This window comes from Apilactobacillus apinorum (genome assembly GCF_001281175.1).
GTDB classification, from domain to species: domain Bacteria; phylum Bacillota; class Bacilli; order Lactobacillales; family Lactobacillaceae; genus Apilactobacillus; species Apilactobacillus apinorum.
The window spans coordinates 743,996-767,945 of sequence record NZ_KQ440396.1; the positions used below are offsets into that span (position 1 = coordinate 743,996).

The 23,950-nt window shown below is 35.2% G+C and carries 17 protein-coding genes; 7 read left to right on the plus strand and 10 right to left on the minus strand.

Annotated features, from left to right (window positions below; genetic code table 11):
* From RZ74_RS06985 to RZ74_RS06495, 3 genes are all read right to left on the minus strand, one after another.
* A partial coding sequence (locus RZ74_RS06985) for a mucin-binding protein (RefSeq protein WP_187291410.1) occupies positions 1-1,931 on the minus strand: 1,931 nt, incomplete at its 3' end.
* Positions 1,932-2,194: 263 nt separating this feature from the next.
* The gene (locus RZ74_RS06490) at positions 2,195-3,853 is read right to left on the minus strand and encodes a lectin-like domain-containing protein (RefSeq protein ID WP_053950585.1); all 1,659 of its coding nucleotides are present in this window, start codon (positions 3,851-3,853) and stop codon (positions 2,195-2,197) included.
* Positions 3,854-3,976: 123 nt separating this feature from the next.
* Positions 3,977-4,855, minus strand: coding sequence for a LysR substrate-binding domain-containing protein (locus RZ74_RS06495; RefSeq protein ID WP_053950586.1), 879 nt, complete (start codon positions 4,853-4,855; stop codon positions 3,977-3,979).
* Positions 4,856-4,992: 137 nt separating this feature from the next.
* On the opposite strand from RZ74_RS06495, the gene RZ74_RS06500 reads away from it, so the two are divergent.
* Entirely contained in the window at positions 4,993-6,621 is a 1,629-nt protein-coding gene (locus RZ74_RS06500; RefSeq protein WP_053950587.1) for a malolactic enzyme, read from the plus strand.
* Between the two features lie 63 nt (positions 6,622-6,684).
* Here RZ74_RS06500 and RZ74_RS06505 read toward each other — a convergent pair whose 3' ends face one another.
* Entirely contained in the window at positions 6,685-7,452 is a 768-nt protein-coding gene (locus RZ74_RS06505) for a methylenetetrahydrofolate reductase (RefSeq protein ID WP_053950588.1), read from the minus strand.
* A 75-nt stretch (positions 7,453-7,527) separates the two neighbouring features.
* On the opposite strand from RZ74_RS06505, the gene RZ74_RS06510 reads away from it, so the two are divergent.
* Positions 7,528-7,899 (plus strand): GtrA family protein, encoded by a 372-nt coding sequence (locus RZ74_RS06510; RefSeq protein WP_053950589.1) that lies wholly within the window; start codon positions 7,528-7,530, stop codon positions 7,897-7,899.
* Positions 7,900-7,932: 33 nt separating this feature from the next.
* On the opposite strand, the gene RZ74_RS06515 is transcribed toward RZ74_RS06510, so the two are convergent.
* The gene (locus RZ74_RS06515; RefSeq protein WP_053950590.1) at positions 7,933-10,029 is read right to left on the minus strand and encodes an AAA family ATPase; all 2,097 of its coding nucleotides are present in this window, start codon (positions 10,027-10,029) and stop codon (positions 7,933-7,935) included.
* Between the two features lie 395 nt (positions 10,030-10,424).
* Between RZ74_RS06515 and RZ74_RS06520 the strand changes: the two genes are divergently transcribed.
* A complete protein-coding gene (locus RZ74_RS06520; protein WP_053950591.1) occupies positions 10,425-11,867 on the plus strand; it encodes an amino acid ABC transporter substrate-binding protein/permease in 1,443 nt (480 codons plus the stop codon).
* Complete coding sequence (locus tag RZ74_RS06525; protein ID WP_053950592.1) at positions 11,864-12,601, plus strand: amino acid ABC transporter ATP-binding protein; 738 nt, start codon at positions 11,864-11,866, stop codon at positions 12,599-12,601. Before RZ74_RS06520 ends, RZ74_RS06525 begins: the two co-directional genes overlap by 4 nt.
* A gap of 88 nt (positions 12,602-12,689) precedes the next feature.
* On the opposite strand, the gene RZ74_RS06990 is transcribed toward RZ74_RS06525, so the two are convergent.
* Together RZ74_RS06990 and RZ74_RS06530 are read right to left on the minus strand one after the other, a co-directional pair.
* Positions 12,690-12,842 carry a hypothetical protein gene (locus RZ74_RS06990; protein ID WP_187291411.1) on the minus strand — a complete coding sequence of 51 codons (153 nt, stop codon included), beginning with the start codon at positions 12,840-12,842 and terminating at the stop codon, positions 12,690-12,692.
* A 242-nt stretch (positions 12,843-13,084) separates the two neighbouring features.
* Positions 13,085-13,330, minus strand: a complete 246-nt coding sequence (locus tag RZ74_RS06530) for a hypothetical protein (protein ID WP_053950593.1) — start codon at positions 13,328-13,330, stop codon at positions 13,085-13,087.
* 205 nt (positions 13,331-13,535) lie between these two features.
* Between RZ74_RS06530 and RZ74_RS06535 the strand changes: the two genes are divergently transcribed.
* Positions 13,536-14,555 carry a YeiH family protein gene (locus RZ74_RS06535; RefSeq protein WP_053950594.1) on the plus strand — a complete coding sequence of 340 codons (1,020 nt, stop codon included), beginning with the start codon at positions 13,536-13,538 and terminating at the stop codon, positions 14,553-14,555.
* A 27-nt stretch (positions 14,556-14,582) separates the two neighbouring features.
* Here RZ74_RS06535 and RZ74_RS06540 read toward each other — a convergent pair whose 3' ends face one another.
* The 3 genes from RZ74_RS06540 to RZ74_RS06550 form a co-directional block, all read right to left on the minus strand.
* Complete coding sequence (locus tag RZ74_RS06540; protein WP_083437198.1) at positions 14,583-15,008, minus strand: YjdF family protein; 426 nt, start codon at positions 15,006-15,008, stop codon at positions 14,583-14,585.
* Between the two features lie 121 nt (positions 15,009-15,129).
* Positions 15,130-18,852: a helicase-exonuclease AddAB subunit AddA gene (gene addA / locus RZ74_RS06545; protein ID WP_053950596.1), complete on the minus strand. Its 3,723-nt coding sequence runs from the start codon at positions 18,850-18,852 to the stop codon at positions 15,130-15,132.
* Positions 18,852-22,421, minus strand: a complete 3,570-nt coding sequence (locus tag RZ74_RS06550) for a PD-(D/E)XK nuclease family protein (RefSeq protein WP_053950597.1) — start codon at positions 22,419-22,421, stop codon at positions 18,852-18,854. The genes addA and RZ74_RS06550 overlap by 1 nt, the downstream gene beginning before the upstream one ends.
* A 340-nt stretch (positions 22,422-22,761) precedes the next feature.
* On the opposite strand from RZ74_RS06550, the gene RZ74_RS06555 reads away from it, so the two are divergent.
* Positions 22,762-23,568, plus strand: a complete 807-nt coding sequence (locus tag RZ74_RS06555) for a manganese catalase (protein ID WP_053950598.1) — start codon at positions 22,762-22,764, stop codon at positions 23,566-23,568.
* 218 nt (positions 23,569-23,786) lie between these two features.
* The gene (locus tag RZ74_RS06995) at positions 23,787-23,933 is read left to right on the plus strand and encodes a hypothetical protein (protein WP_187291412.1); all 147 of its coding nucleotides are present in this window, start codon (positions 23,787-23,789) and stop codon (positions 23,931-23,933) included.
* The last annotated feature ends 17 nt before the right edge of the window (positions 23,934-23,950 follow it).

A 23,950-nucleotide genomic window follows, 5' to 3' on the forward strand; every position in this document is an offset into this window, starting at 1 on the left:
CTTGTTGATGAACTTTGTGATGCGCTTGAGCTTTGTGCACTTGTTGATGAACTTGCTGATGAATTTTCTGAGGCACTTGAACTTTGTTGTACATCCGCAGCATAATAAACAGTTTTAAGAACATTTGATCCAAGGGCTTGTAGTGAACCATCAATTTCAGAATCTGAACCATTTACAAGATGATATCCAGTTACACTAGGACTAGTAATTGTGTATCTAGCAGAATCATTTTGTGGGGTAAATGGATTCCATTGTATACTTCCATATCTATCGTCTTTGATTCCATTTCCTTCGAACGTAGCTGTATGGGTATTTTCACCAGCAATTTCTGTTCCAGTATGTTGGTCAACATATTTTACTGTCACCGTTCTTTGAACTGTTTTACTTAACTGTTCGTAAGGATTGATAACATATACTTTTCTAGTTTTAGTTTCACCATTAAGTTGATATTCAACATCATATTCTTTTGGATTATTAAAATTACTTGTTTGGGTAACTCCGCTATCCAATCCTTGTGCATTACTCAATTTGATGTCACTTGGATTAATAACATCAAATTTACTTGAATCACTATCATTTCTCTTGTATCCTGACACACCACTCAATAATTGATCAAAACTTACTGTTACCTTACCATTTACGTCTGTGTAATAAGTTTTTGTTGGCGCAATTAGCCAAGTCTTTTGTGTATTATCACCAGTAGGGGTAATCGTGTAGTTTGCTGCACCAATTGTTTGAGATAAGTAATTACCATTGTCATAGTAATTTAAATATCCTTGAACTGAATATTGTGCAGTTAAATCTGTATAAGGAATATATGCAACTAGGTCAACGAATGAATGAGTATATGCTGATTTTGAAAAATCTACATATAAGGCATTATTACCGTCTATTCCAACCTTAATGCCACTTTCATTGGTAACATCCTTTAAATTATCAACGCTATCCCCAGCATAAACGTAAACATTTTTTAAGTCGTATTGACCAGCGTTAGAAATAGATAATACCGCACCGGAATATCTTAGATCATTAAAAGCATTATATTCAGCAACAGTGGCTAGATATGGTTTTCCATCTGGATTGGTATTCACAGGTGCATATACTGATGAGGTACCATTATTCGAAATATCATTTTGATTGGTTTTTGCACTTGGATAAGGAGAGTCACTGCCTTGTCCTGGGAAGTTATGAATTAAACTTGAACCCATGTGTCCAGGCACACTATTGGTAGGGGTTTGCTTAGTTGCTTCATCTTCGGATTTGGTGTTTGGAGATACCGATAATGCGTTACTTCCAGAAAATGCAGCAGATATGGTTTGATTTTGATAGATCAAACTTGCATCTATTGAAACATTAACATCATCTGGATTTGTTTCATGTTCGCTACTTTCTCCATCCCAATTATATCCTGGATCTTTAGCAATAAGTGATAAATTAATTGTATTGCTGCCTGGATATAAATCTTTATTAGCAGTTAATGTGATTGTATTTCCACTTTGTGATACAGAGAAAACATTTTCTGCATTAAATCTACTATAGGTACTGTAATCCAAAACAGCAGAAAGATTAGCTTGTTGAGGCGTATTAAATTTTAATTGAATTTGAGTTCCCTGAGGAATTACTCTCCCTAAGTCATCATTATTATTTAAAGTAACTGAATAATTAGCAACTTGTCCCGCTTTCAAACCAGTTGTTTTAGTACTAAGCGTTTGAACTGATGCAGACACATTGCTACTATCTGCTGGATAGTTTGCACTACTTTCTGTAGAAGTGCCGTCAGCGTGGGCAACAACTCCTGCAAAATTATCATTTAATTGAGATACTACGTAACCAGATCCCAATAAAGTAACTGACATCATTCCAATTACTACCCAGTTTTTCTTAACTTTATGCAATACTTTTCTTTGTTTTACTTGCTTATCAAAATTCATTTTAATCAACTCCCCGAATTACATATAATATACATTCTAATTTTAATCTTTTAAAAATTCATTTTCAGCACTTGAAACCTTAATCTTTTCTAAAGGAGTTTACGTTTTTTTAAACAAAAAAATCGCTTTTGTATACAAAAGGGTAGTGAATAATTTTTCATAATTACTCACTACCCTTTTATTTAAAATCAAATGAAATATTTATTAAAAATACCGATTAGACGAATTTAACAAAATGTCTAATCTATTTTATTGAAAAAATTTTATTTAATTGTCTTAAATTCTTTATTTTTTCTTCTAATTCCAAACATTGCCATGGCTATCCCTGCAACTCCGATTAATAGTCCAGTAATTGCAAATGCTTTTTGTTTAGTTTGATCACCTGTTTGAGGTAACGCTTTGTCGTTTTTTACTGATGAATGTTTAACATCTTGATGATTATTTTTATGGGTTTTAGCTTCATTATTAAAGTGATTATCAAATTTATCATCAATGGACGAGCTATTATTGTTGCTTTGGATAACAGATGAATTTTGTGGTAAACTGCTTGCACTACTTTGTTCACTTAAACTAGTACTGCTTATTGAGGAGCCTTGTGACGAAATGATTGAACTATTTTGTGCGCTTAAACTAGTACTGCTTGTTGAGGAGCCTTGTGACGAAATGATTGAACTATTTTGTGCGCTTGAACTAGTACTGCTTGTTGAGGAGCCTTGTGACGAAATGCTTGCACTACTTTGTGCGCTTGAACTAGTACTGCTTGTTGAGGAGCTTTGTATAGGACGACCAGCTACATATTGATTATCAATATCATTTTTACTTATATTTGCAACTGATTGAACATCGGTTACAGTTGTTTGTTTTTGTATATTATCCAACCCTTTTTGCAACTCGTTATTAACATTAGTTGCTTGTTTTTGCTGTTCATCAGAAGAAAGATTTTTATCATTATTAATTATGCTAGTGACATTTTTCGCTTCATTCTTCAAATCATCCATTGATTTTTGTTGAGCCAAATAAAGTGGTGTAGCAGAATATGAAAAAGTATCTAGTTTTACTTGTTGTAAATTATGACTTAAACCGGTCGCTGCGCTAATTACTAACGCTAAATCACTATAAGAACCTGTATATTCTTTTGTCCAAGTATATCCATCCATTACCATTTTAAAATTCTTAGTATTGGTATCGTATGTCAATGCAAATGGAACGAAACCAGCTTTACTGTTTAAGAAATGATCTTTATTTAAATACTGAACTGTGGGCTCATTTTCTAATTGTTCTACTTGTCCGGAACCATCAGTGTAGGTAAACGCTCCAAATGGAGAGGCTCCCTGACCATCTAAAACATCTGTGTCTTTATTAATAGTAGGGTCTCCATCACGTTTGTCATAAAAAGTATCTACCTTAAATCCAAATGCATTTGGAACTTGATACATTCCAACCGCACCACCAGTACTAATTGGGAATCCAACGCGATTTGGATGGAAGAATATCGCTAATCCGTCAGCTCCCCCTTCTGTATCTAGCTTATTACCAGCATAAATGGATCCAGTGATTGAAAAACTTCTAGTAAGAGATACTTTATTTTTTAAAGTAACACCTCCAGATTCATTTTGAGCATCTTGAGTAAGGGTGATAGTCCCAGTACTTTGATCATAAGATGCACTTCCTACTAGTTCGAAATAATTTAGAAAATTATCCTTAGTGATGTTAATAGTTACAGGATTTGGACTGTTCAAATCACTGCTTGAAATTGAGGAATCATCATATGTCGTTGCAGCTTTAACATTTTGAGAGTTCTTAAAAACATTTTCATATGTGAATCCTAGAAGAGTTAGCGCCACAAGTCCCGTGGCAACTTTATTAGTTTTTGGATTATTAATAACATTTAATATTGTTTTTTGATTTTTATTAAACACCATAAAAAAACACCTCCGTAGCGAGTTTATATGTAAATTGTAGTATTTTACACATAACATTTCACTAATAAAATTCTTAAGTTTTACTTAAGAATTTTTGGGGTGTGTTTAAACATCTAATTATTTTTACTTTAAAGATTCTCTAATCACATCTAAAACTTCTTTTTGAAAGTCATTGAAGTAATGTGATTTTAAATAAACTAAATTTGTTACAAACATTGGCATATCTTCATCTAAAAATTCTAGTTTTACAACTCCCTCTGGAGTGTTTACTAATGAGTTAAAGAAACCAACACCAACATTATTCTTAATCAAACTCATAATGTTGTTGCTTTCATTAGATCTGAAAATAACGTTTGGGTGGAAGGCATTTCTTTTAGCTAATTGATTAAATGATTCGTTTTGGACGAAACCTTGTTTAAATAGAATAAAATCTTCTTTTGCTAAATCGGCAAAATGGATCTTACCTTCACTTGCTAGTGGATGGTCTTTAGAAACATATGCACAGAATGGAATTCGTTCAATTTCTTCTGTTTCGATTGAAGGATCATCTAACGGGTTATTAGAACCTAATAACGCAAGGTCCAACTCACCATTCTTTAATGATTCCTTGGTTGTTTCTGAACCATATTCATAGGTAATAATGTTGTTTAACAAGCTGCGTTCTTTTAGAAATTGCGCAATTTGTGGAAAATATCTAGTTTCAATAATTGGTGGTAGTCCAATCGATATTTTCTTTGCTTTCAAATTAGCGATATTACGCTTTGCAACGTCAAAATGGCGAATGATTGCTTGGGCGTGATTTAACAGTTGTTTCCCACTATCGGTTACAATGAGGTCGCCATGAGTTCTATGTCTAATAATTAATTTAGTATCCATTTCCTTTTCCAATCTTTGCAACGCAAAAGTAATGGTTGGTTGGCTGACCTTAAATTCTTCGGCAACTTTAGAAAAAACTTTTAATTTTGTTAAGCTTATAAAATATTCAAGATCACGTGTGTTCATAAAAAATGCCTCCATGTATTGATTTAAAAGGGTTTTAATTTTAGATATAAATTATATTTATTATAACACTAACTTTTGACTATCTAAACCATCATGTATTATTATCTAGATATTAATTAAGAAAAGAGGTAAGTCCTATGTCTTTTGGATATGATATTTTAAACAATCCTTTCAAGAACAAAGGTACTGCATTTACTAAAGAAGAAAGAAAAGAACTTGGTTTAGAAGGAATGCTTCCACCATACGTTCAAACATTACAAGAACAAGTGGATCAAGCTTATGCTCAATTCCAAACTAAACCTTCAGATTTAGAAAAACGTGTTTTTTTAATGACTTTATTCAATGAAAACCGCGTATTATTCTACAAGTTATTTTCACAACACGTTGTTGAATTTATGCCAATCGTATACGATCCAACAATTGCTGAAACTATTGAAAACTACAGTGAACTATTCGTTCAACCACAAAACGCAACATTCCTATCAATTGATGATGATTTAGATTCAATCAAAAATTCATTAAAGAATGCTGCTGAAGGTCGCGATATCCGTTTAATCGTAGTTACTGATGCTGAAGGTATTTTAGGTATCGGTGACTGGGCTACTAACGGTGTTGATATTGCTGTTGGTAAGCTAATGGTTTACACTGCTGCTGCAGGAATTGACCCTAGCCAAGTATTACCAGTTGTTTTAGATGCTGGTACTAACAACGAATCACTACTTAAGGACCCAATGTACTTAGGTAACCGTCACGAACGTGTTTACGGTGAAAAATACCACAAGTTCGTTGATACTTTCGTAGAAGACGCTGAAAGCCTATTCCCAGAAATGTACTTACATTTCGAAGACTTTGGTCGTAGCAATGCTGCTGACATCTTAGACAGATACAAAGACAAGTACACTGTATTTAATGATGATATCCAAGGTACTGGTATTATCGTATTAGCCGGTGTATTAGGTGCCCTAAACATTTCTGGTGAAGAAATGAAGGACCAAACTTACGTATCATTCGGTGCAGGTTCTGCCGGTACTGGTATTGTTTCACGTGTTTACGATGAATTCGTACAACAAGGTATGGATCCAGAAGAAGCTAAGAAGCATTTCTACCTAGTTGATAAGCAAGGTCTATTGTTCGATGATGACGATACTTTGACTCCTCAACAAAAACCATTTGCTAGAAGTCGTGATGAATTTGCTAACCCAGATTCATTAACTACTCTAGAAGCTGTTGTTAAAGAAGTTCACCCAACTATCTTAGTTGGTACTTCAACTCAACCAAACTCATTTACTGAATCAATCGTTAAGGAAATGGCTGCTCACACTGAACGTCCAATTATCTTCCCTATTTCAAACCCAACTAAGTTGGCTGAAGCTAAGGCTGAAGACTTACTAAAATGGACTGACGGTAAAGCTCTTATCGGTACTGGTATCCCAGTTAATGATATTGAATACAATGGTACTGTTTACCAAATCGGTCAAGCTAACAACGCGTTAGTATACCCTGGTTTAGGTCTTGGTGCGATTGCCGCTACTGCCACTGTCCTAGATGACGAAATGATTTCTGCAGCTGCCCACTCACTTGGTGGTATTGTCGACACTGACAAACCAGGTGCTGCTGTCTTACCTCCAGTTTCTAAGTTGGATCAATTCTCAACTACTGTAGCTAAGGCCGTTGCCGATAGTGCTGTAAAACGTGGTCTTACCCGCGAAGACATCAAAGATGTTGACAAAGCTATCGAAGACACTAAGTGGGAACCTAAGTATTAATCTCTCTTTTAAAGATGATGTGTGTAAAAAAAGACGCCGAACGATGGCGTCTTTTTTTATGGTTTAAATTTGTTCAATAATCTTCTTTATATTTTCAGCATCATTAAGAGAATAAAGATGAATATGGTCAGCACCAGCTTGGTTAATCTTATTAATCATACCAACAATGTATCTAACTCCCTTTTCACCAAACTTTTCTTCTGATGCATTCATCAAGTCATTTAATTTATCCGAAGTGGTCGCATGGGTTAAATCAAGCATCTTTTGCGTCTGTATTTTGGAGATAACTGGCATGATACCAAACCAGATTGGTGTTGTAACGTCAGTTTGATTTAAATAATCAACATAGTCATTCACATTAAAACTAAACTGCGAAATTAAATTAGCGCATCCCTTGCTTACCTTGTGTCTTAACCAATGCATTTCTTCATCGCTACTATTTAAGTAGCAAGTCCCTGAAATATTAACATGTGGATATTCTTGTTTAATAAACGCAACTAACTCATCGGCATGTGAAAAGGTAATTGCGGAATCATTTTGCGATAGCTTATCTCCACGTAATGCCAATACATCATTAATATTATGAGTGATCATCAAGTCCACCATCTGTTTAACAGTAGCGTAGCCTTTATCAATACCTGTTAGGTGAATCATCACATCTACATCGGAATGTGCGTGAACATAATCAGCAATTTTAAGACTTTGAACTAAATTATCCACATCGTGATTGCGATCGGTAATTGAAATAAACTGTGGATGCAGTTTTAATAAACCGTCTAGGTTATCTTGATCGATATTGGGAGTAATTTCAAAAGAATATTGTAAGGGCATGCGAATCTCCTTTTTGCTGAATTGATAGTTTAATTATATACTACTATATAAATCCATATAATCAGAGGCATTATAATGTTCAGTCTAATTAAGCAATTTTTTAAATTCGGGATTGTTGGATTCATCAACACCGTTCTAACATTTCTCATCTATACCTTCTTATGGAAACTTACATCCCCTACTATTGCCATGGCAATTGGCTATGGATTAACTACATTGTTAGGGTTAACCATCAATAAAAAGTGGGTATTTAAAACCAGTGGAAACGTTACTAAAACAGCTATCAAATATTATTTAACATACATTTTTACATGGTGCTTAACCGTGTTACTAACCTATTTATTGTCTGTTCATACATCAATCAATGCAGAAATCATCCCCATCCTTACATTAGTTGTAACAGTCCCTGTTAATTTCATTCTAAGTAAATTATGGGTATTTAAATAAAAAAGACACCGCCTAAAGCGGTGTCTTTTTCAATTACTTATTTTCACTAATCACTACGTTACCATCTTCCATATCAGCCTTTAAGTGCTTAATGTCTTCATGGTCTAAGTAGAAGTCAGTAATCTTGTCTCTAATTTCTTGTTCTACAACACGACGTAGTGGACGAGCTCCCATGGCTTCATCGTATCCTTGTTCTATTAAGTAATCCTTAACTTCGTCAGATACAACTACATCCATGTCTTTCTTAGCTAAAGTTGCGTTAACGTCACTTAGCATTAATTCGACAATTTCTTTCAAGTCATCCTTTGTAAGGTGTGAGAATTCAACAATCGCGTTGAATCTGTTCAAGAATTCAGGACGGAAGTATGGAGCTAATTTATCCATTAACTTCTTGTCTTCATCTTTGTCACCCATCAAAGTTTCATTACCGAATCCGGCGTTAGAAGTAGCAATCACAACTGTGTTCTTAAAGTTAACAACATTTCCTTGACCGTCAGTTAAACGACCATCGTCTAGCACTTGTAATAGAAGTGTTAAAACTTGTGGGTTGGCCTTTTCAATTTCATCCAATAATACAATTGAGTATGGGTTTCTTCTTACCTTTTCTGTCAAAGTATTATTGTTGTCATTGTATCCAACGTATCCTGCTGAAGCACCAATTAATTTTGATACGGCAGTTACATCAGAGTATTCTGACATGTCTAAACGAATAATGTTGTTCTTGTTACCAAACATGTCCTTAGCTAATTGTTTTGCTAATTCAGTCTTACCTACCCCTGTAGGACCAACGAATAAGAATGAACCAATTGGACGGTTACCTTCATCAAAACCAGCACGGTTTCTTCTGATAGCACGAGAAACTGCTGCAACGGCTTCGTCTTGACCAATTACCTTACCTTGTAGGCGATCACCCATAGTCTTCAAGCGTTCGATGTCATTACTGCTCAACTTAGCAACTGGAACTCCGGTTAATCTTTCTACAGCTTCCGCAACATCATTGATAGTTGCAGTCACTTTAGTTTCATCGCTCTTGTTGTCGATTTGAGTTTGTAATTCTTCTATCTTATTCTTGTGATTTAGAGCTGCTTCGTAATCTTCTTTTTCAGCGGCTTGTGCTTGCGCATCCTTTTCAGCTGCAATTTCATCTTCAATTGCCTTTTGATCTACAACTGGGTGTTGTGCAGCTAAATGAGCAGCTGTCATATCTACTAAGTCGATTGCCTTGTCTGGTAAACTTCTTTGTGGAATGTATTGAACAGAGTAGTCTACCGCAGCCTTTAGGACTTCATCAGGTAAAACAACATTGTGGTGTTCTTCATATAAAGGACGAATTCCTTTTAGAATTGCCAAAGTAGTTTCTTCGCTTGGTGCCTTAATTTGCACTTCGTTGAAACGACGAGATAATGCTGCGTCCTTTAGAATAGTGTTTCTGTATTCATCTTGAGTAGTAGCACCAATTACAGTGATTTCACCACGAGATAATGCTGGTTTGATAATGTCAGCTAAACCTTTAGATCCGCTTTCGTCACCGGCGTTACCAGCACCCAAAATTTGGTGAATTTCATCGAAGAACAAGATCACATTGCCTTTAGCTTGAACTTCTTTAATCAAGTTTTGAATGTTTTCTTCAAAGCTACCACGGTATTGAGTTCCAGCTTCTAGTCCGGAAATATCAATGCTAATAACTTCCTTGTTCTTAATTGCTGCTGGTACATCACCATTCACAATTGCTTGCGCTAATCCTTCTACAACTGCAGTCTTACCAACTCCAGCATCTCCTACTAAAACAGGATTGTTCTTAATTCTTCTTGATAAAACTTCAGCGGTTTCTTGGATTTCTTTGTCTCTACCAATTACTGGATCCAACTTGTTGTCGCGAGCTTCTTGAGTAAGATTACGACCTAACTTGTCTAAAATCCCTTCTTTATTAGAAGTAGTTTTTGGTTGAGTATTACCTTGGCCATTACTTAGTTGACCACTTTTTCTTAGTTGTTCTAATTGTTCTGGGGTCACTTCTTGACCGTTAATCATGTAACGACGTTGGGTATTGCTACTACCAGCGTCTCCTATAAATTGATTGAAAATTCTGTCAAAATCATCGTTAAATGGATCAAATGGACTTCTTGCCATAGTGCATCCCTGCCTTCTTTATAGATTTGTCAGCCTTCACGGCTGTCATATTGGATAAGGATGTTATCTTTTCTTCTTTTATCCTTTATCCATAATCTATATTATCACCTATTTTACATAATGCAACATATTTTTGACCTTTTTTGACCATATTTTTATAAAATAGTTAAAAACCATTGATATAATAGCATTTTTAAAGGTCAAATTTTTTTGTTTTTTATTGACCAATAATATTTATAATTATATCATGTTACATCTTGTTACATGGAAAATTAAAAATTTTAAAAAATTGCGATTTCTAAATATACTTTTATAGCAGGGTCTGGTATTATATCTTTATACAATGTTATGAAACGTAACGTGGAAAAGAATTTACATGAGAAGGGGTTTTTCTAATGAAGCAACATTCAAAAGCATTCCGCTGGCTGATCGCTTTCACTGCCGGAATCATCGTTGCATTGGGACTATTCGCAGCTCCACTAAAATCTAGTGCTGCTGAAAAGACCTATCAAATTGGAACGGATGTTACATTTCCTCCATTTGAATACGCAAACGATAACAATAAATATGTTGGTATCGATATTGACCTTATGAAGGCCATTGCTAAGGACCAACATTTTAAAGTCGACATTAAACCAATCGGTTTTAACGGTGCTATCCAAGCCGTTCAATCAGGCCAAATTGATGGTATGATTGCTGGTATGTCCATTACACCTGAACGTAAGGGATCATTTGATTTCTCAACACCTTACTACAACTCAGGAGTTGTAATGGCTGTTGCTCAAAACAGCAAAGTTAAGAGTCTTTCTGATTTACGTGGTAAAAACGTTGCCGTAAAGACTGGTACTACCGGTGCTCAATATGCACAATCAATTCAAAAGAAATATGGTTTCACCATTTCAACTTTTGATGATTCAAGTAACGTCTACGAAAACGTGCTTACTGGTAACTCAGTTGCTTGTTTTGATGATGAACCTGTATTAAAGTACGCTATTACTCAAGGTACTAAGCTACAAGTTGTTACCAAACCTGCTGAAGGTACTCCAATGGGATTCGGGGTTAAAAAAGGTCACAACGCTGAACTATTAAAGAAATTCAACACTGGTCTTGCTAACTTAAAGAAGAACGGTCAATACCAAAAGATTCTAGACAAGTACTTAAATGTTAAAAAGAGTGCTGAAGATACTCACTCATTCTGGGGTATCCTAAAACAAAACAAGACTTTTCTATGGGAAGGTTTCCTACAAACTCTATGGTTAACTATTATTTCCATCGTGTTTGCTACTATTTTTGGGGTAATCTTCGGACTATTTGGTGTATTACCAATTAAGTTCTTCCGTGGATTATCTTCAACAGTTATTTACCTATTTAGAGGTATGCCACTACTAGTATTAGCTTTATTCATTTACACTGGTATTCCTACCCTAACTGGTACTAAGATTCCTGCATTCGTTGCTGGTGTTATCACTTTAATGTTAGATGAAGGTGCGTATATCGCTGCATTCGTTAAAGGTGGAATTGAATCAGTTGATAAAGGTCAAATGGAAGCTGCTCGTTCACTTGGATTACCATTTGGTAAGTCAATGAGAAAGATCATCTTACCTCAAGGGGTTAAGTTAATGGTTCCATCATTCATTAACCAATTCATCATTACTTTGAAAGATACTTCAATCCTATCTGTTATTGGTATTTTGGAACTTACGCAAACTGGTAAGATTATCATCGCCAGAAACCTTGAAGGATTTAAGGTATGGGCAATGGTTGCTATCATTTACTTAGTAATCATTACTTTACTAACTTGGCTATCAAACTGGGTTAAAAGGAGGGCTAAAATTTGAGTAAAATAAAAGTTACTGATTTACACAAACAATATGCTGACAACCACGTATTAAAGGGTGTCAACCTAGAAGTTAAAGATAACGAAGTAGTTGTTATCATCGGTCCTTCCGGATCAGGTAAATCAACATTACTAAGAACTTTAAACAAATTAGAAGAACCAACTTCAGGTTCAGTTGTCGTTCATGGAACTGACATTGCTAAAAAAGGTGTTAACATCGATAAAGTGCGTGAACAAATCGGAATGGTTTTCCAACACTTTAACCTATTTAACAACCTAACAGTTGGTAAAAACATTATGCTAGCCCCTGTTGAATTAGGTAAACTTTCAAAAGAAGAAGCCGAAACACAAGCTAAGAAGTTACTACAAGTCGTTGGTTTGGAAAACAAATTCGACGCTCCTGTTAACTCACTATCAGGTGGTCAAAAGCAACGTGTTGCGATTGCTCGTGCATTAGCTATGAACCCTGACATTATGTTATTCGACGAACCTACATCAGCTCTAGACCCTGAAATGGTCGGTGATGTATTAAACGTTATGAAGAAACTAGCTACTGATAACGGTATGACAATGGTTGTTGTTACTCATGAAATGGGCTTCGCTAAAGAAGTTGCTGATAGAGTTGTCTTCGTAGATCAAGGAATTATCCAAGAAGAAGGTACTCCAGACGAAATCTTTAACCACCCTCGTAACGAACGTCTAAAATCATTCTTATCAAAAGTTTTAGAAGTCTAGTTAAATAAAAAAGAACCTCAACAGAAATCCTGTTGAGGTTCTTTTTAGTTGTGAGATAAAACGCTTAACAAAATGGTGGACTTACCTCCTAACATTCTGATGTGGGTTTTGAAAGTTCTGCTGCTAATTTAATTTTTGCTCCTACGCTTCGCAGTAATTCACCGGTGCTCACAACGACTTCGGTTACGTAGGTTTGAATTCTATTTTTAATTACTTTTTCAATTACTTGATCTCTTGACATTTTATCATCTTCTTTTCAATTTAAACTGTCATCTATCTATACGTATTTATGTTTCATTTCTTGCCATTACACTCATCTCCTTCGGATTTTTAACCATTGTTTCAATGCTTGCCATGGCGTTCGCCTCCTTTCGTTTCTCATTTATTTTTAATGCAATTATACTCATTATCTAATCAACGTCAACCATTTAACTCAAAAAAATTCAATAAAAAAACTAGTGCTGAAAAGCACTAGTTCATCGGTTAATGTTTCATTTTCTTAACACTACTTAAAATCTTTGTAGCTGGATAAAAGCGACGAATATTAAATTCATCTCTAATTTGTTCCGCTACCTCGTTATCGTCATCATTTTCAGCAATCATTTGTTGAATTCGTTCAACATTTTCTCGATTGTTTAAGACGTCTCTAACGATCCCGCCATCTAAAAGATTGCGGACAATTTGATATATTGCAAAAATTACTAAAAGAATCGCAATTATATTCCACATATATAAATAATCACTCCTATTAGTTATTATTATACGTGATTTATAGAGATTATTAAAGTGATACCACTTGTAAATGGCTGTATTAGCGAATTTATTTTATTTATATCAAACGTTTAAAATCATTATAAACATTTCTAAATCAACATTTGTAGAATCATAATCAAGTGTTATAATAAAAATATTATTTATAGAGGAGTCTTTACATATGTTAGAAACCATCAAAGAACGCAGCTTTGGTTTTATTACAGCCGGTTTAATCGCTGTTATTAGTCAATTTTTAACTATTTACATCCCTAATATTGGTGGAGCAACAATTGCGATTATCTTAGGAATTTTCCTAGGTAACACCTTTTTAACTCAACCAATCTTAAATGCTGGAACTAAATTTGCCGAAAAACGACTTTTAGAATATTCAGTTATGCTACTTGGATTAACCATTACCTTCCAAACTATTTTAAAACTACACTGGTCTGGTCTAATCTTCATTATTATTCAAATGGCCGTTACCATCGTCTCAGCCATTTTAATTGGTAAGTGGCTTCACTTTGGAGAAGGAATTTATCTTTGTATGGCTGGTGGAAACGCTGTTTGTGGTTCATCAGCAATTGCATCAATCAAACCAGTAATTAATGCTTCTGATGATGATGCTGGTATGAGCATCACCCTTGTTAACTTAATGGGGACTGTCATGATGTTAGTATTACCAATTTTAGGAACTATTATCTTTGGTCATGTCGATCTACTTAGAGGGGCATTAATCGGTGGAACAGTTCAATCAGTGGGTCAAGTAATTGCCAGTGCTACGATGGTAAACCAAGCCACTGTTCAATACGCCACTCTTTTCAAAATCATGCGTATTATCATGTTAGTGGTAGTAGTTACTGTTTTCGCTAAAATGCACGCTAGTAATCAATCAAAGCAATCTACTACAAAAGAGATTGAAAAAGAAATCAAGAAAGGTAAAATCGATTTTCTTCCTTGGTACGTACTTTGGTTCTTAATATTCTGTATTTTAAATAGTTTATTCAATCTACCTACATTCGTATCAGCAACAGCTCATTTCCTAAGCTCATGGTGTGAAATTATCGCATTAGCAGCCATTGGATTGCGTTTAAACTTAAAAGCATTCCTACAAGCCGGAAAACGTTTTGCAATCTACAGTATTTCAGTTGGATTGATTCAAACAATTGTCGCGCTAATCTTAATCAAGTTATTGATTGCATAAAAAAAGAACCTCGCATGAGGTTCTTTTTTAGTGTCCTTTGTGCTTGGCAGCTTTCTTTTGCTGCTTTATGGCAAAGTTCTTTTGTTTCTTCTCTTTTAAATATTCACTCTTTTTCTTTTTACTAGCTTTCTTTTCTAATTGACTTTGTTCTTTTAATGCAATTTGTGCTTTTGTCCCAATGCCATTATTAACTTCTTTTCGACTAATTCTTTGTAGTCTTTTGGGATTAATCCGCTTATCTGAAATTTTCATTTCATCAGTTGATTGACGATAGAACTTTAATTTATCCCAGTTCTTGTTAATAAGGTCATTAATAACATATACCGATGGTTCTGAGGTCCCTAAAGTTAATTTAGCCACTTCATAATGATCATCAACATAGTTTTCAACAATCAATCTATAAAAAGGCGGTTCGAATATTATGTTAGCTTTTCCTTTAACAGGTTTATTGATAACGAATCCCCCCTTTTAGAGAATGATAAACCCTTATAAATTTATGTCCTTATAATATCATTATTGATGATTTATATAAATGTTAATTTAATAAAAAAAGAACCTCGCTTGAGTTTCTTTTTTAATCCATTTTAACAGCTTGATTAATTGATAATAAATATAGGTACTTATCAGTAACTGGTTTATGCAGGATGTGGGTTAACGCTTCAGCGTATAAATTAATTTGGCCACGATAATTGTCTTTAATTTTTTCAATCCCTTTTTCTTGGTCGTTACTCTTAACTTTATCAGTCTTGTAGTCGAATAAGATAACATGATCTTCTAATTCGATATAACCATCAATAATCCCATGGACTAATATTTTTTCATCTGATTGTTCTGTGAAGCCCTCAAAGATTTGATTGGCATTCATCAACATGGAAAATGGTGCTTCACGATGGAGTGAATCAACGTGCTCTAACATCTCTTGACCAATTTTACTGTCAAAGACCTTAGTAACTTCACCAACGTTAATTAGTTTTCCAACTGGTTCAGTAATAACGTTATCAGCAATTAAACGGTCTAATAATGATTGAACCGCTGTTTCATCTGGACGTTGATCCAATGATAATTCTTGTAAAATCAAATGCGTTGCGGTCCCAATGTCGGTTGCCTTAGGTTCTTCCACTGATTGCATGAACTTAGGTGTGGCTAACTTCGCATTGGTGTGACGGCTTTTAACTTTACGGTCTTGATAATCTTGGTAATTATCCAATTGAACATTATCAGGATCTTCAAACAATCGTTTAATTTCAGAAACTGATTGATAAGCAGTCGTATGAGTCGCTACTTGATTAGGATATTGGAATGATAGAACTTGATTAATATCATCAACATTGATGCCTGCAATACTAGTACTCTTCGCTTTTTCAGCAATTTGATGTAACCATTTCTGGCTAGTATCACTATCTCCCGTCACGTGTTTTTGTGCTAAATCATTCGCATTCACAAATTCAACATCAAAAGCAGTTTGATCGTCATTCAATCCTTGGTATGCGATATCATCACCAAATTGATTACGGAAGTTGGGGTGACGAACTAATGCTGGTCCAATCCAATCAATATAGCTCTTAGCGCCACTTCTTAATGCTGGATCGATTAATAGTTCATTCCCACTACTAGCCTTATTCCAGGCATCAATCACCTTATTACGTTCATTTTGTTGCTTAGTGGCACCAACGATAAATAGTTGTTGTTCCGCACGAGTTAACGCTACATATAGCTTTCTCATTTCTTCAGCTAACAATCCACGATTTTCAATTGAGTTTACCACTTGGCGTTGCAATGTTGGCTGCTTGATTCTAGTTTCTGGGTCAGTATAGGTAATTCCCAATCCTAAACGGTCATTTAAGACATAGTCTTTCTTAGTATCTTGACGGTTAAAGTTGTGAGATGCGTCCATCAAGAAGACGACTGGAAATTCTAGTCCCTTACTACCATGAATCGTCATTACGGATACTGCGTTATCATTATCATCTGCATTTGCTTCATCTAAATCTTCGTTACGTTCTTGCATTCGACGAACGAATCGAACAAATTGGAATAATCCTTTGAAACTAGTTTGTTCATAATCATAAGCGCGTTCATACAAAGCATGTAAGTTGGCTTGTCTTTGTTTTCCAGCAGGCATCCCACCAACATAATCTAAGAATCCAGTAGTTTCATAAATATCCCAGATTAGTTCCACGATTGGTTGTTGTTGGGCAACATCCTTGAAATGTTTCAATTGTTCCATGAAGATTCTAATCCTATCAAATACTTGATCACCAAATTCACTATGATCCATATTTTCATAATTTTGGTAGAAGTTAAGGACGGCATTGTAATAGTCACCAGTTTTAGAATTAATTCTTAAATAAGCTAATTGATTTTCATTTAGTCCCACCATTGGTGAACGTAGCACCGCAACTAGTGGAATGTCTTGGTATGGATTATCAATAATTGATAACATTGCCATCATAATTTGAATTTCAGTCGTCTTAAAGTAGCTTTGCGCACCACTAATTAGGACTGGAATGTCATACGATCCAAAGATATCTGATAATACTAAATTATTATTACGAGTCGATGAAATAATCGCGATATCAGAATAGCGAATTGGACGCATTTTACCTTCACCACGGTCAAAAACGGGCATTTCTTTTTGCATTAATTCATTAATCTTTTGCGCAATCATTTCAATTTGGCCATGGGCACTATCTTGTACTTGGAATTGTTCATCAACTGCTTCTTCTTCATCATCCTTGCTTTCATACATCATGACAGAAACGTTTGATTCCAATTCATCAGGGTACTTTGCACCAGCTTTTAGTTTGGCATCCCCGGTATAGTCAATTTCGCCGACATTTTTATCCATAGTTTGGGTGAAAACTAAGTTGATGAAATCATCAATATTTTCAGCAGAACGGAAGTTATCAGGTAAGACGATTGTATGTTCATTAACTTCGTCTTCCATGCGACTAATGAACATTGATGGATCAGCTAAACGGAAACGATAAATTGATTGCTTTACATCCCCCACCATGAACATGTTACTGTGTTCAGGTTTAGCTAAAGTGGTCAGAATCGCATCTTGTAAACGGTTATTATCTTGATATTCATCAATCATAATCTCGTTATATTGTGACTGGAAGTTCTCTCTAACCGCCTTAGATTTGTCGCCCATTCCAGCTAAGATGGTGTAAGCATAATGTTCCACATCAATAAATTCAAGGCAATGACGCTTTAATTTGGCATTCTGGAAACTATCACTGAAAGCTAGTACAACTGTAACTAATTTTTCAATTAAACGTTTGGAAGCAGCCATAATTGCTAAGTTTTCTGCTTCGCTTTGTGCAAAGTAATTAGTAACAACTTTTTTCATACCTTCCTTAGCGTCATTACGAATGTCTTTGATGCGGTCATGAAGATCTCTTTCGATATCTTCAGCTTGTTTACCAACACTTGGGAAACGGTCAAATTTCAAATCATTTAGCACTTTTCTAGCGTCATCAAAAGGTTGATTAGCTACTAATTGCATTGCGCCATTCACCTTTTCAATGTCAGCTTGCAAAGCAGCGATTTCTTTATCCATCAAATTATCTTCAGCAATTTTTTTGGCTGATTCTAATGATAATTTTTGTTGTTGAATATCATTTTGAATAAATGGTAATAGTTGTTTTTGATAGAAATCAGAGCTAAATAAATCAGCATCTTTAATATCATAAATATCAACAGTACTTTTTAGCCAAGCGACTGGGTCTTGATTAACGTTGGCGTAATCGTAAATTTTAAAAACTAAATCGGTTAGTCCATCGTCAGAACGGTCGTTAGAAAAGTTATCAGTTAATTGAGCAAACGACCCATCCTTATCATCAGAATATAAATCTTCTCGCACCGCATCCCATACTTGTTCTTTTAACATTTGGCTTTCAGTTTGATCAGCTAATAATCTAAAATTAGGGTCTAAATCAATAATGTAATAGTAATTTTGCACAATTTTTTGACAGAACGAATCCATGGTAGAAATATCGGCTACCGGTAATCTTCTTAATTGGCGGACTAAAAAGGCTTTTTCTTCATTATTCTTAGCATCGCGGAGCTTTTCACGTAGTGCCTTTTGGATTCTGTCACGCATTTCTTTTGCAGCAGCTTTGGTAAAAGTAACAATTAACATTTCATCTATGTTAACCCCATCAACAATTAACTTGTTGATAACACGGTCCACTAAGACTCTCGTTTTACCTGAACCGGCAGATGCAGAAACTAACACGTTGCGGTCGAAATGACCAGTAACGGCTTCTTTTTGTGGTTTTGTATATTCCATTATTTATCCTCCCCTCTTAAATTACGTAGTACGTCTTCTAGCTTGTAGTTCGGCACTTCACGATAGTTGTTTTCATTTAGCAATGGATCAAACTGCATGATTGATTTGTATGGTGTATATTGCATTGCATCAGAATTAGGACCAAACTTCGCCGGACTTAAATCAACATTTCCAGTAAAAATTTCTAGTCCTGCACGCTTAATTAAATCTTCATTGTGATTTAGCAGCAATTGTAAGTCATCGGGTTGCACGATTGAATTCGTTTTAGAGAAACTACCATCTTTCTTCTTATATAGTGGGAAAATGTTGGAAGTTCCGTACTTATCGTATGCAATGGTAGCATCGATTTTATCCAACAGTTTTCCGTCATCGACTAAAATACCTTCATACTTTTGTTTCTTCAAAATAGTATCTTCTAACGTTGACTTAATATCAGATCGATTGTATTTAGGATTGTAAACATGCATATAAACAGCCCCTGCTAAAGCGGCCTTTTCTTCTTCGTCAATAATACCTAAGTTGTGTGCTAACACATCAATATAGGTCATCATTTGCATTGAAGTGCCATCAAAAACTTTGGAGAAATCAATCTTACGTTCACTGGATTTATAATCAACAACACTTAGGTAATTAGTGCCATCAATATTCATTGAATCAATGCGGTCGATTCGACCACGAACATTGACTAATTTAGCAGTGGTCAATTGCGCACTCTTTGGTAATTCAAAACTCAATGGTGCTAAATCGCCATCACGACCAACTTGACCAAAGGAAATTTCAGTTTTCTTCGCACGCATTGGTGTGTATTGGCTTTGTTTTTGAATCGTATTAATCGTGTGTTTAACAGTTTTAACCAATTGGTTTTTAATATAGTTCATTCGATGCGAGCTAGTTAAAATCGTGTATTGGAAATCGTTAGGGTCTTCTAGCATTTTAGCAACTACTGTATCAACTAGTTCGTTCAAAGTTTTATTATCGATACTTGCTAAATCAATGTGCTCTTCATTAACGATGCGCATTAATCTATCCATAGATTCATGGTAGAACTGACCTGTACTAGCTGGTGATAAGTCAAAGACATCACGTTCTTTTAGTTTTAATCCGTAGCGTAAGAAGTATTCATATGGATTACTGTAGAATTGTTCCAACTTGGAAATTGAAGTGTTGATTTGTTCACCATATAAACCTGTCACGATTTCTTGATTCAATGGTGTTGGGGTATTGTTGTAATCCAATCCACCCAATAGTTTATTAGCAAGTAATTTATAGTCTGAAATTTGGTTTAATTGTTGGTAAATATAGTTCCAAGCGGGTGATAAATTAGCATTGGTGAGTTTAGCGTGTTGACTCGCTTGTACTAAATGACTCAATGTTGAGCGATATGTTCCCACATATGCGGTTATGTCATCCATTTCAGCACTTGGTTGACTCACAATATGGTTAATCGATAGATTGAAGTGGTTCTTAATGCGTTCTACGTATGGCGAAATTTGGACTGATGATTCGTCACTATCGCCTAAACTATATGTGAAAATCAACTTTTCACTACCAGCCAAAAAGGCTAAGTAATTCAAAAACGGATCATTAGCCATTTGGTTTTCTGAGGTTTCACGAAGGTATTGGCCATCGGCAAAAAAGTCTCTTAAATCATCACGGTCAGCATCACCAAATAACGCTTCATTTGTGACCTTATCTGGCATTACTTCGTCAGTGGAACCCATCATGAAGACGACTTTACGGTTATTCATTTGAACGATTCCACTTTCTGAAATCGCAACTTGATCCAATGTGGATGGAATTTGTGAATAACTAGCACCACTAAAACCACTTTGTAGTAGGTCTAGAAAATCGGCCGCCACAAATGCACGATGGCCTAGCATTGATACATAATCATCTAACAAATTACAGAATGTTTGCCATACTTGTTCAGATTGTCCTGCCTTAACAAGATCTTCATCATCAATTGCTTGATTGCGCCAATTAACTAGTTGGTCTGAGACACCCATGTTAATTAAGAATTGATATAAAATTCCGGCAGCTTCTTGACCTGTCGTAGCTGCTTTAATTGATTGGAAAAATGGTGGGAAATTATCTCTAATGAAGTGGCGAATCACGTTAATTTTTTCGGAAATATCACGGAAACGTTGCGCGGTAATTCCAAAGTCATCATCGGATAACCAGGCATATTGCCAATCATCCTTTTGGGTCCAACGACTGCCTTCATAACCATTTTTAAGTACTAAGTTTTCGGTTAAGGCCACGTACTTACGGTAGTCTTCAATTGATAAATAGTTTTCATCATCAATTTTGGGAAGCATTAATTCAGTCTTCAATAGACGCATGACGTCTTGATATTGGTACTTGCGACCACCGTCTTCCAAACTAAATAAGGCGTTAATTAATTCCACTAGTGGATGGTCTGCCATTGATTTTGAGACATCATTAAAATCCGGTATCTCCATTTGACTAAATACCGGGTTTAAAACATTTTGGTAACGGTCTAAATGACGAGTTAGGATTAAGAAATCAGAATAATGATAACCTTGTTGAGCCACCATTCTTCTGATTTTGCTGGCAATTAATTCTACTTCAGCAAATGGATTATCAGCTTTATAGATTTGCAGTGATTTGTTGTCTTTTAATTGATGGTCATCAATTGTCCCCAACGCATTCGATTGAGCCCAAAATTGGTCCAATGATAGTAAATCATCGCTAACTCGTTGTTGCTTAGCAAACTGATCAACTAATACTGGGACATTATTTACGCGTGCAATATTGTAAAAACGGTGGTACCACTTTGCTGATTGAAAGAATAGACTAGGCCCCTGTGGCAATTCATCTGGGTACTTGCGGTCTAGGTTAAGACCAATTGTTACTGACTGCGCATGTTTAATTAATAGTTCCACTAACTTAGCTTCTTGGGCGGTAAATTGGTTAAAACCATTAAAGTAGAAATGACTGTGTGATAAGTCTAGTTCATTGGTTTCTATGTATCGACAGAAAAGATTCAATACGTCTGATTTGTATAGATACTTACCTTGCGTAGCTTCTTCAAAGCCACGATAAATAATGATAAAATCATGCATTTTATCGCGAAGGCCGGCATTAATTTTGTCGTTATTATCAACAATTCTCTTTAAATCGTCTGCGCTAATTTGGCCAGCTTGCATTTCACCAATTTGTTGCCCGATTTTTTGAATAAAACCAGGTTGATCAGTTTCACCACGAAAGACGGTTAGTTCATCTTGATGGTCTAGTAAAATTTGGTAAATCAACATGTTAATGCCAGATTCACTTAAATGTGTTTTTTGGTATTCTGGATGATTCTTCATGTAATACCAGACTAGTCGTGTAATGGAAAAGGTTTGAAATTTACTTTCTGCATATATGTCATCATCGTTAACATTTAAATTCTTTAACGCTTGAACTTCAGATTCAAACTTAATATGGTTAGGAACAATATAGAAAAATTCATCTTCACTTTTGGTGTCAATGGCGTTTCTTAATGAGTCCATAATCACTTTTTCATGATCGTAACTAGCGGTTCCTAAAATAAATTGTAATGACATTCAACTACCCCTTTTCCTTTAATTAATATCCTAATTATATAATACGTATCCAAACATTTCAGACTTTTCAATTAATCAATATAAAATAAATCACACTTATAACCATTATCTTTTTATTTGAATAAAAAATGCAAAAAAATAAGCATTTCCTTAGACAGATTTTTTAGGTTGTGGTATATTAAATCGTACACGAAATATTAATACAAAACGTGTGAGTGTTTCGGGAATTATAAATGATTATGATGTACAACTAGAATGGTTTTTATTTATTGGGATATCTCTAACTTGAGGTTAAATACGAATCTTATTCATCCGTTGGCATCAGAGAAAGAGGTATATTATGTTTAGACATACACGCGCATTACAATACAACGCTAAGCCAGATCGTCCAGATCCAATTATGGCTCGTCGTTTACAAGAAGCCCTAGGTGGTCAATGGGGTGAAACTACTGGTATGATGTCATACCTATCACAAGGTTGGTCATCAACTGGTGACGAAAAGTACAAAGACTTACTATTAGACACTGGTACTGAAGAAATTGGTCACGTTGAAATGATCTCAACTATGATTGGTTACCTTCTAGAAGGTGCTCCAACTACTATGACTTCAGAAGAAATGAAGAACGATCCTGCTAAGGCTGCTTTACTATCAGGTATGGACCCAGAACATGCACTTGTTCACGGTTTAACTGCTGGTTTAAATAACCCTAACGGTGCTGCATGGAATGCTGGTTACGTTACTTCATCAGGTAACCTAGTTGCTGACATGCGTTTCAACGTTGTTCGTGAATCAGAAGCTCGTCTACAAGTTAGTCGTCTATACGACATGACTGATGACGAAGGTGTTCGTGACATGTTGAAATTCCTATTAGCTCGTGAAACTCAACATCAACTACAATTCATGAAGGCTCAAGAAGAACTTGAAGAAAAATACGGTGTTATCGTTCCTGGTAACATGCATGATGTTGAACACAGTGAATTTGCTCACGTACTAATGAACTTCTCTGATGGTGAAGGTTCACGTGCATTTGAAGGCCAAGTTGCTAAAGACGGTCAAAAATTCACTTACCAAGAAAACCCAGAAGCTATGGGTGGCGTTCCTAAGGGTAAGCCAGCTAATCCTCGTCTACACAATGACCAAGGATAATATCAATCTGGTATTTAACATTTAAATTTTAACAATTAACTTATTAATCTAAAAAGATCGGTAGATTTATTCTACCGGTCTTTTTTCTTTTATATTGGAACGATTATTATATTTTTGTAGTCTTCAACAATTGGTTTATATAAAATTAGAAAACAACCATTGCGTCATCATTAAAAACATATTATGATTAAATTAGTAAATAAATAGGAGTCCTTTAAATGTCATTTTTAATTTCAATCGTGCAAGAATTCATTCACACTTTAATTCATTCAATCGCATTTACTACCTTCCATGTTGGTAGTGTTAAGTTTTCATTCATTGGTATCGACCAAATCATTTCAGCTATTCTTAAATTTATCCACTAAAAAAAACGCCTTTAACT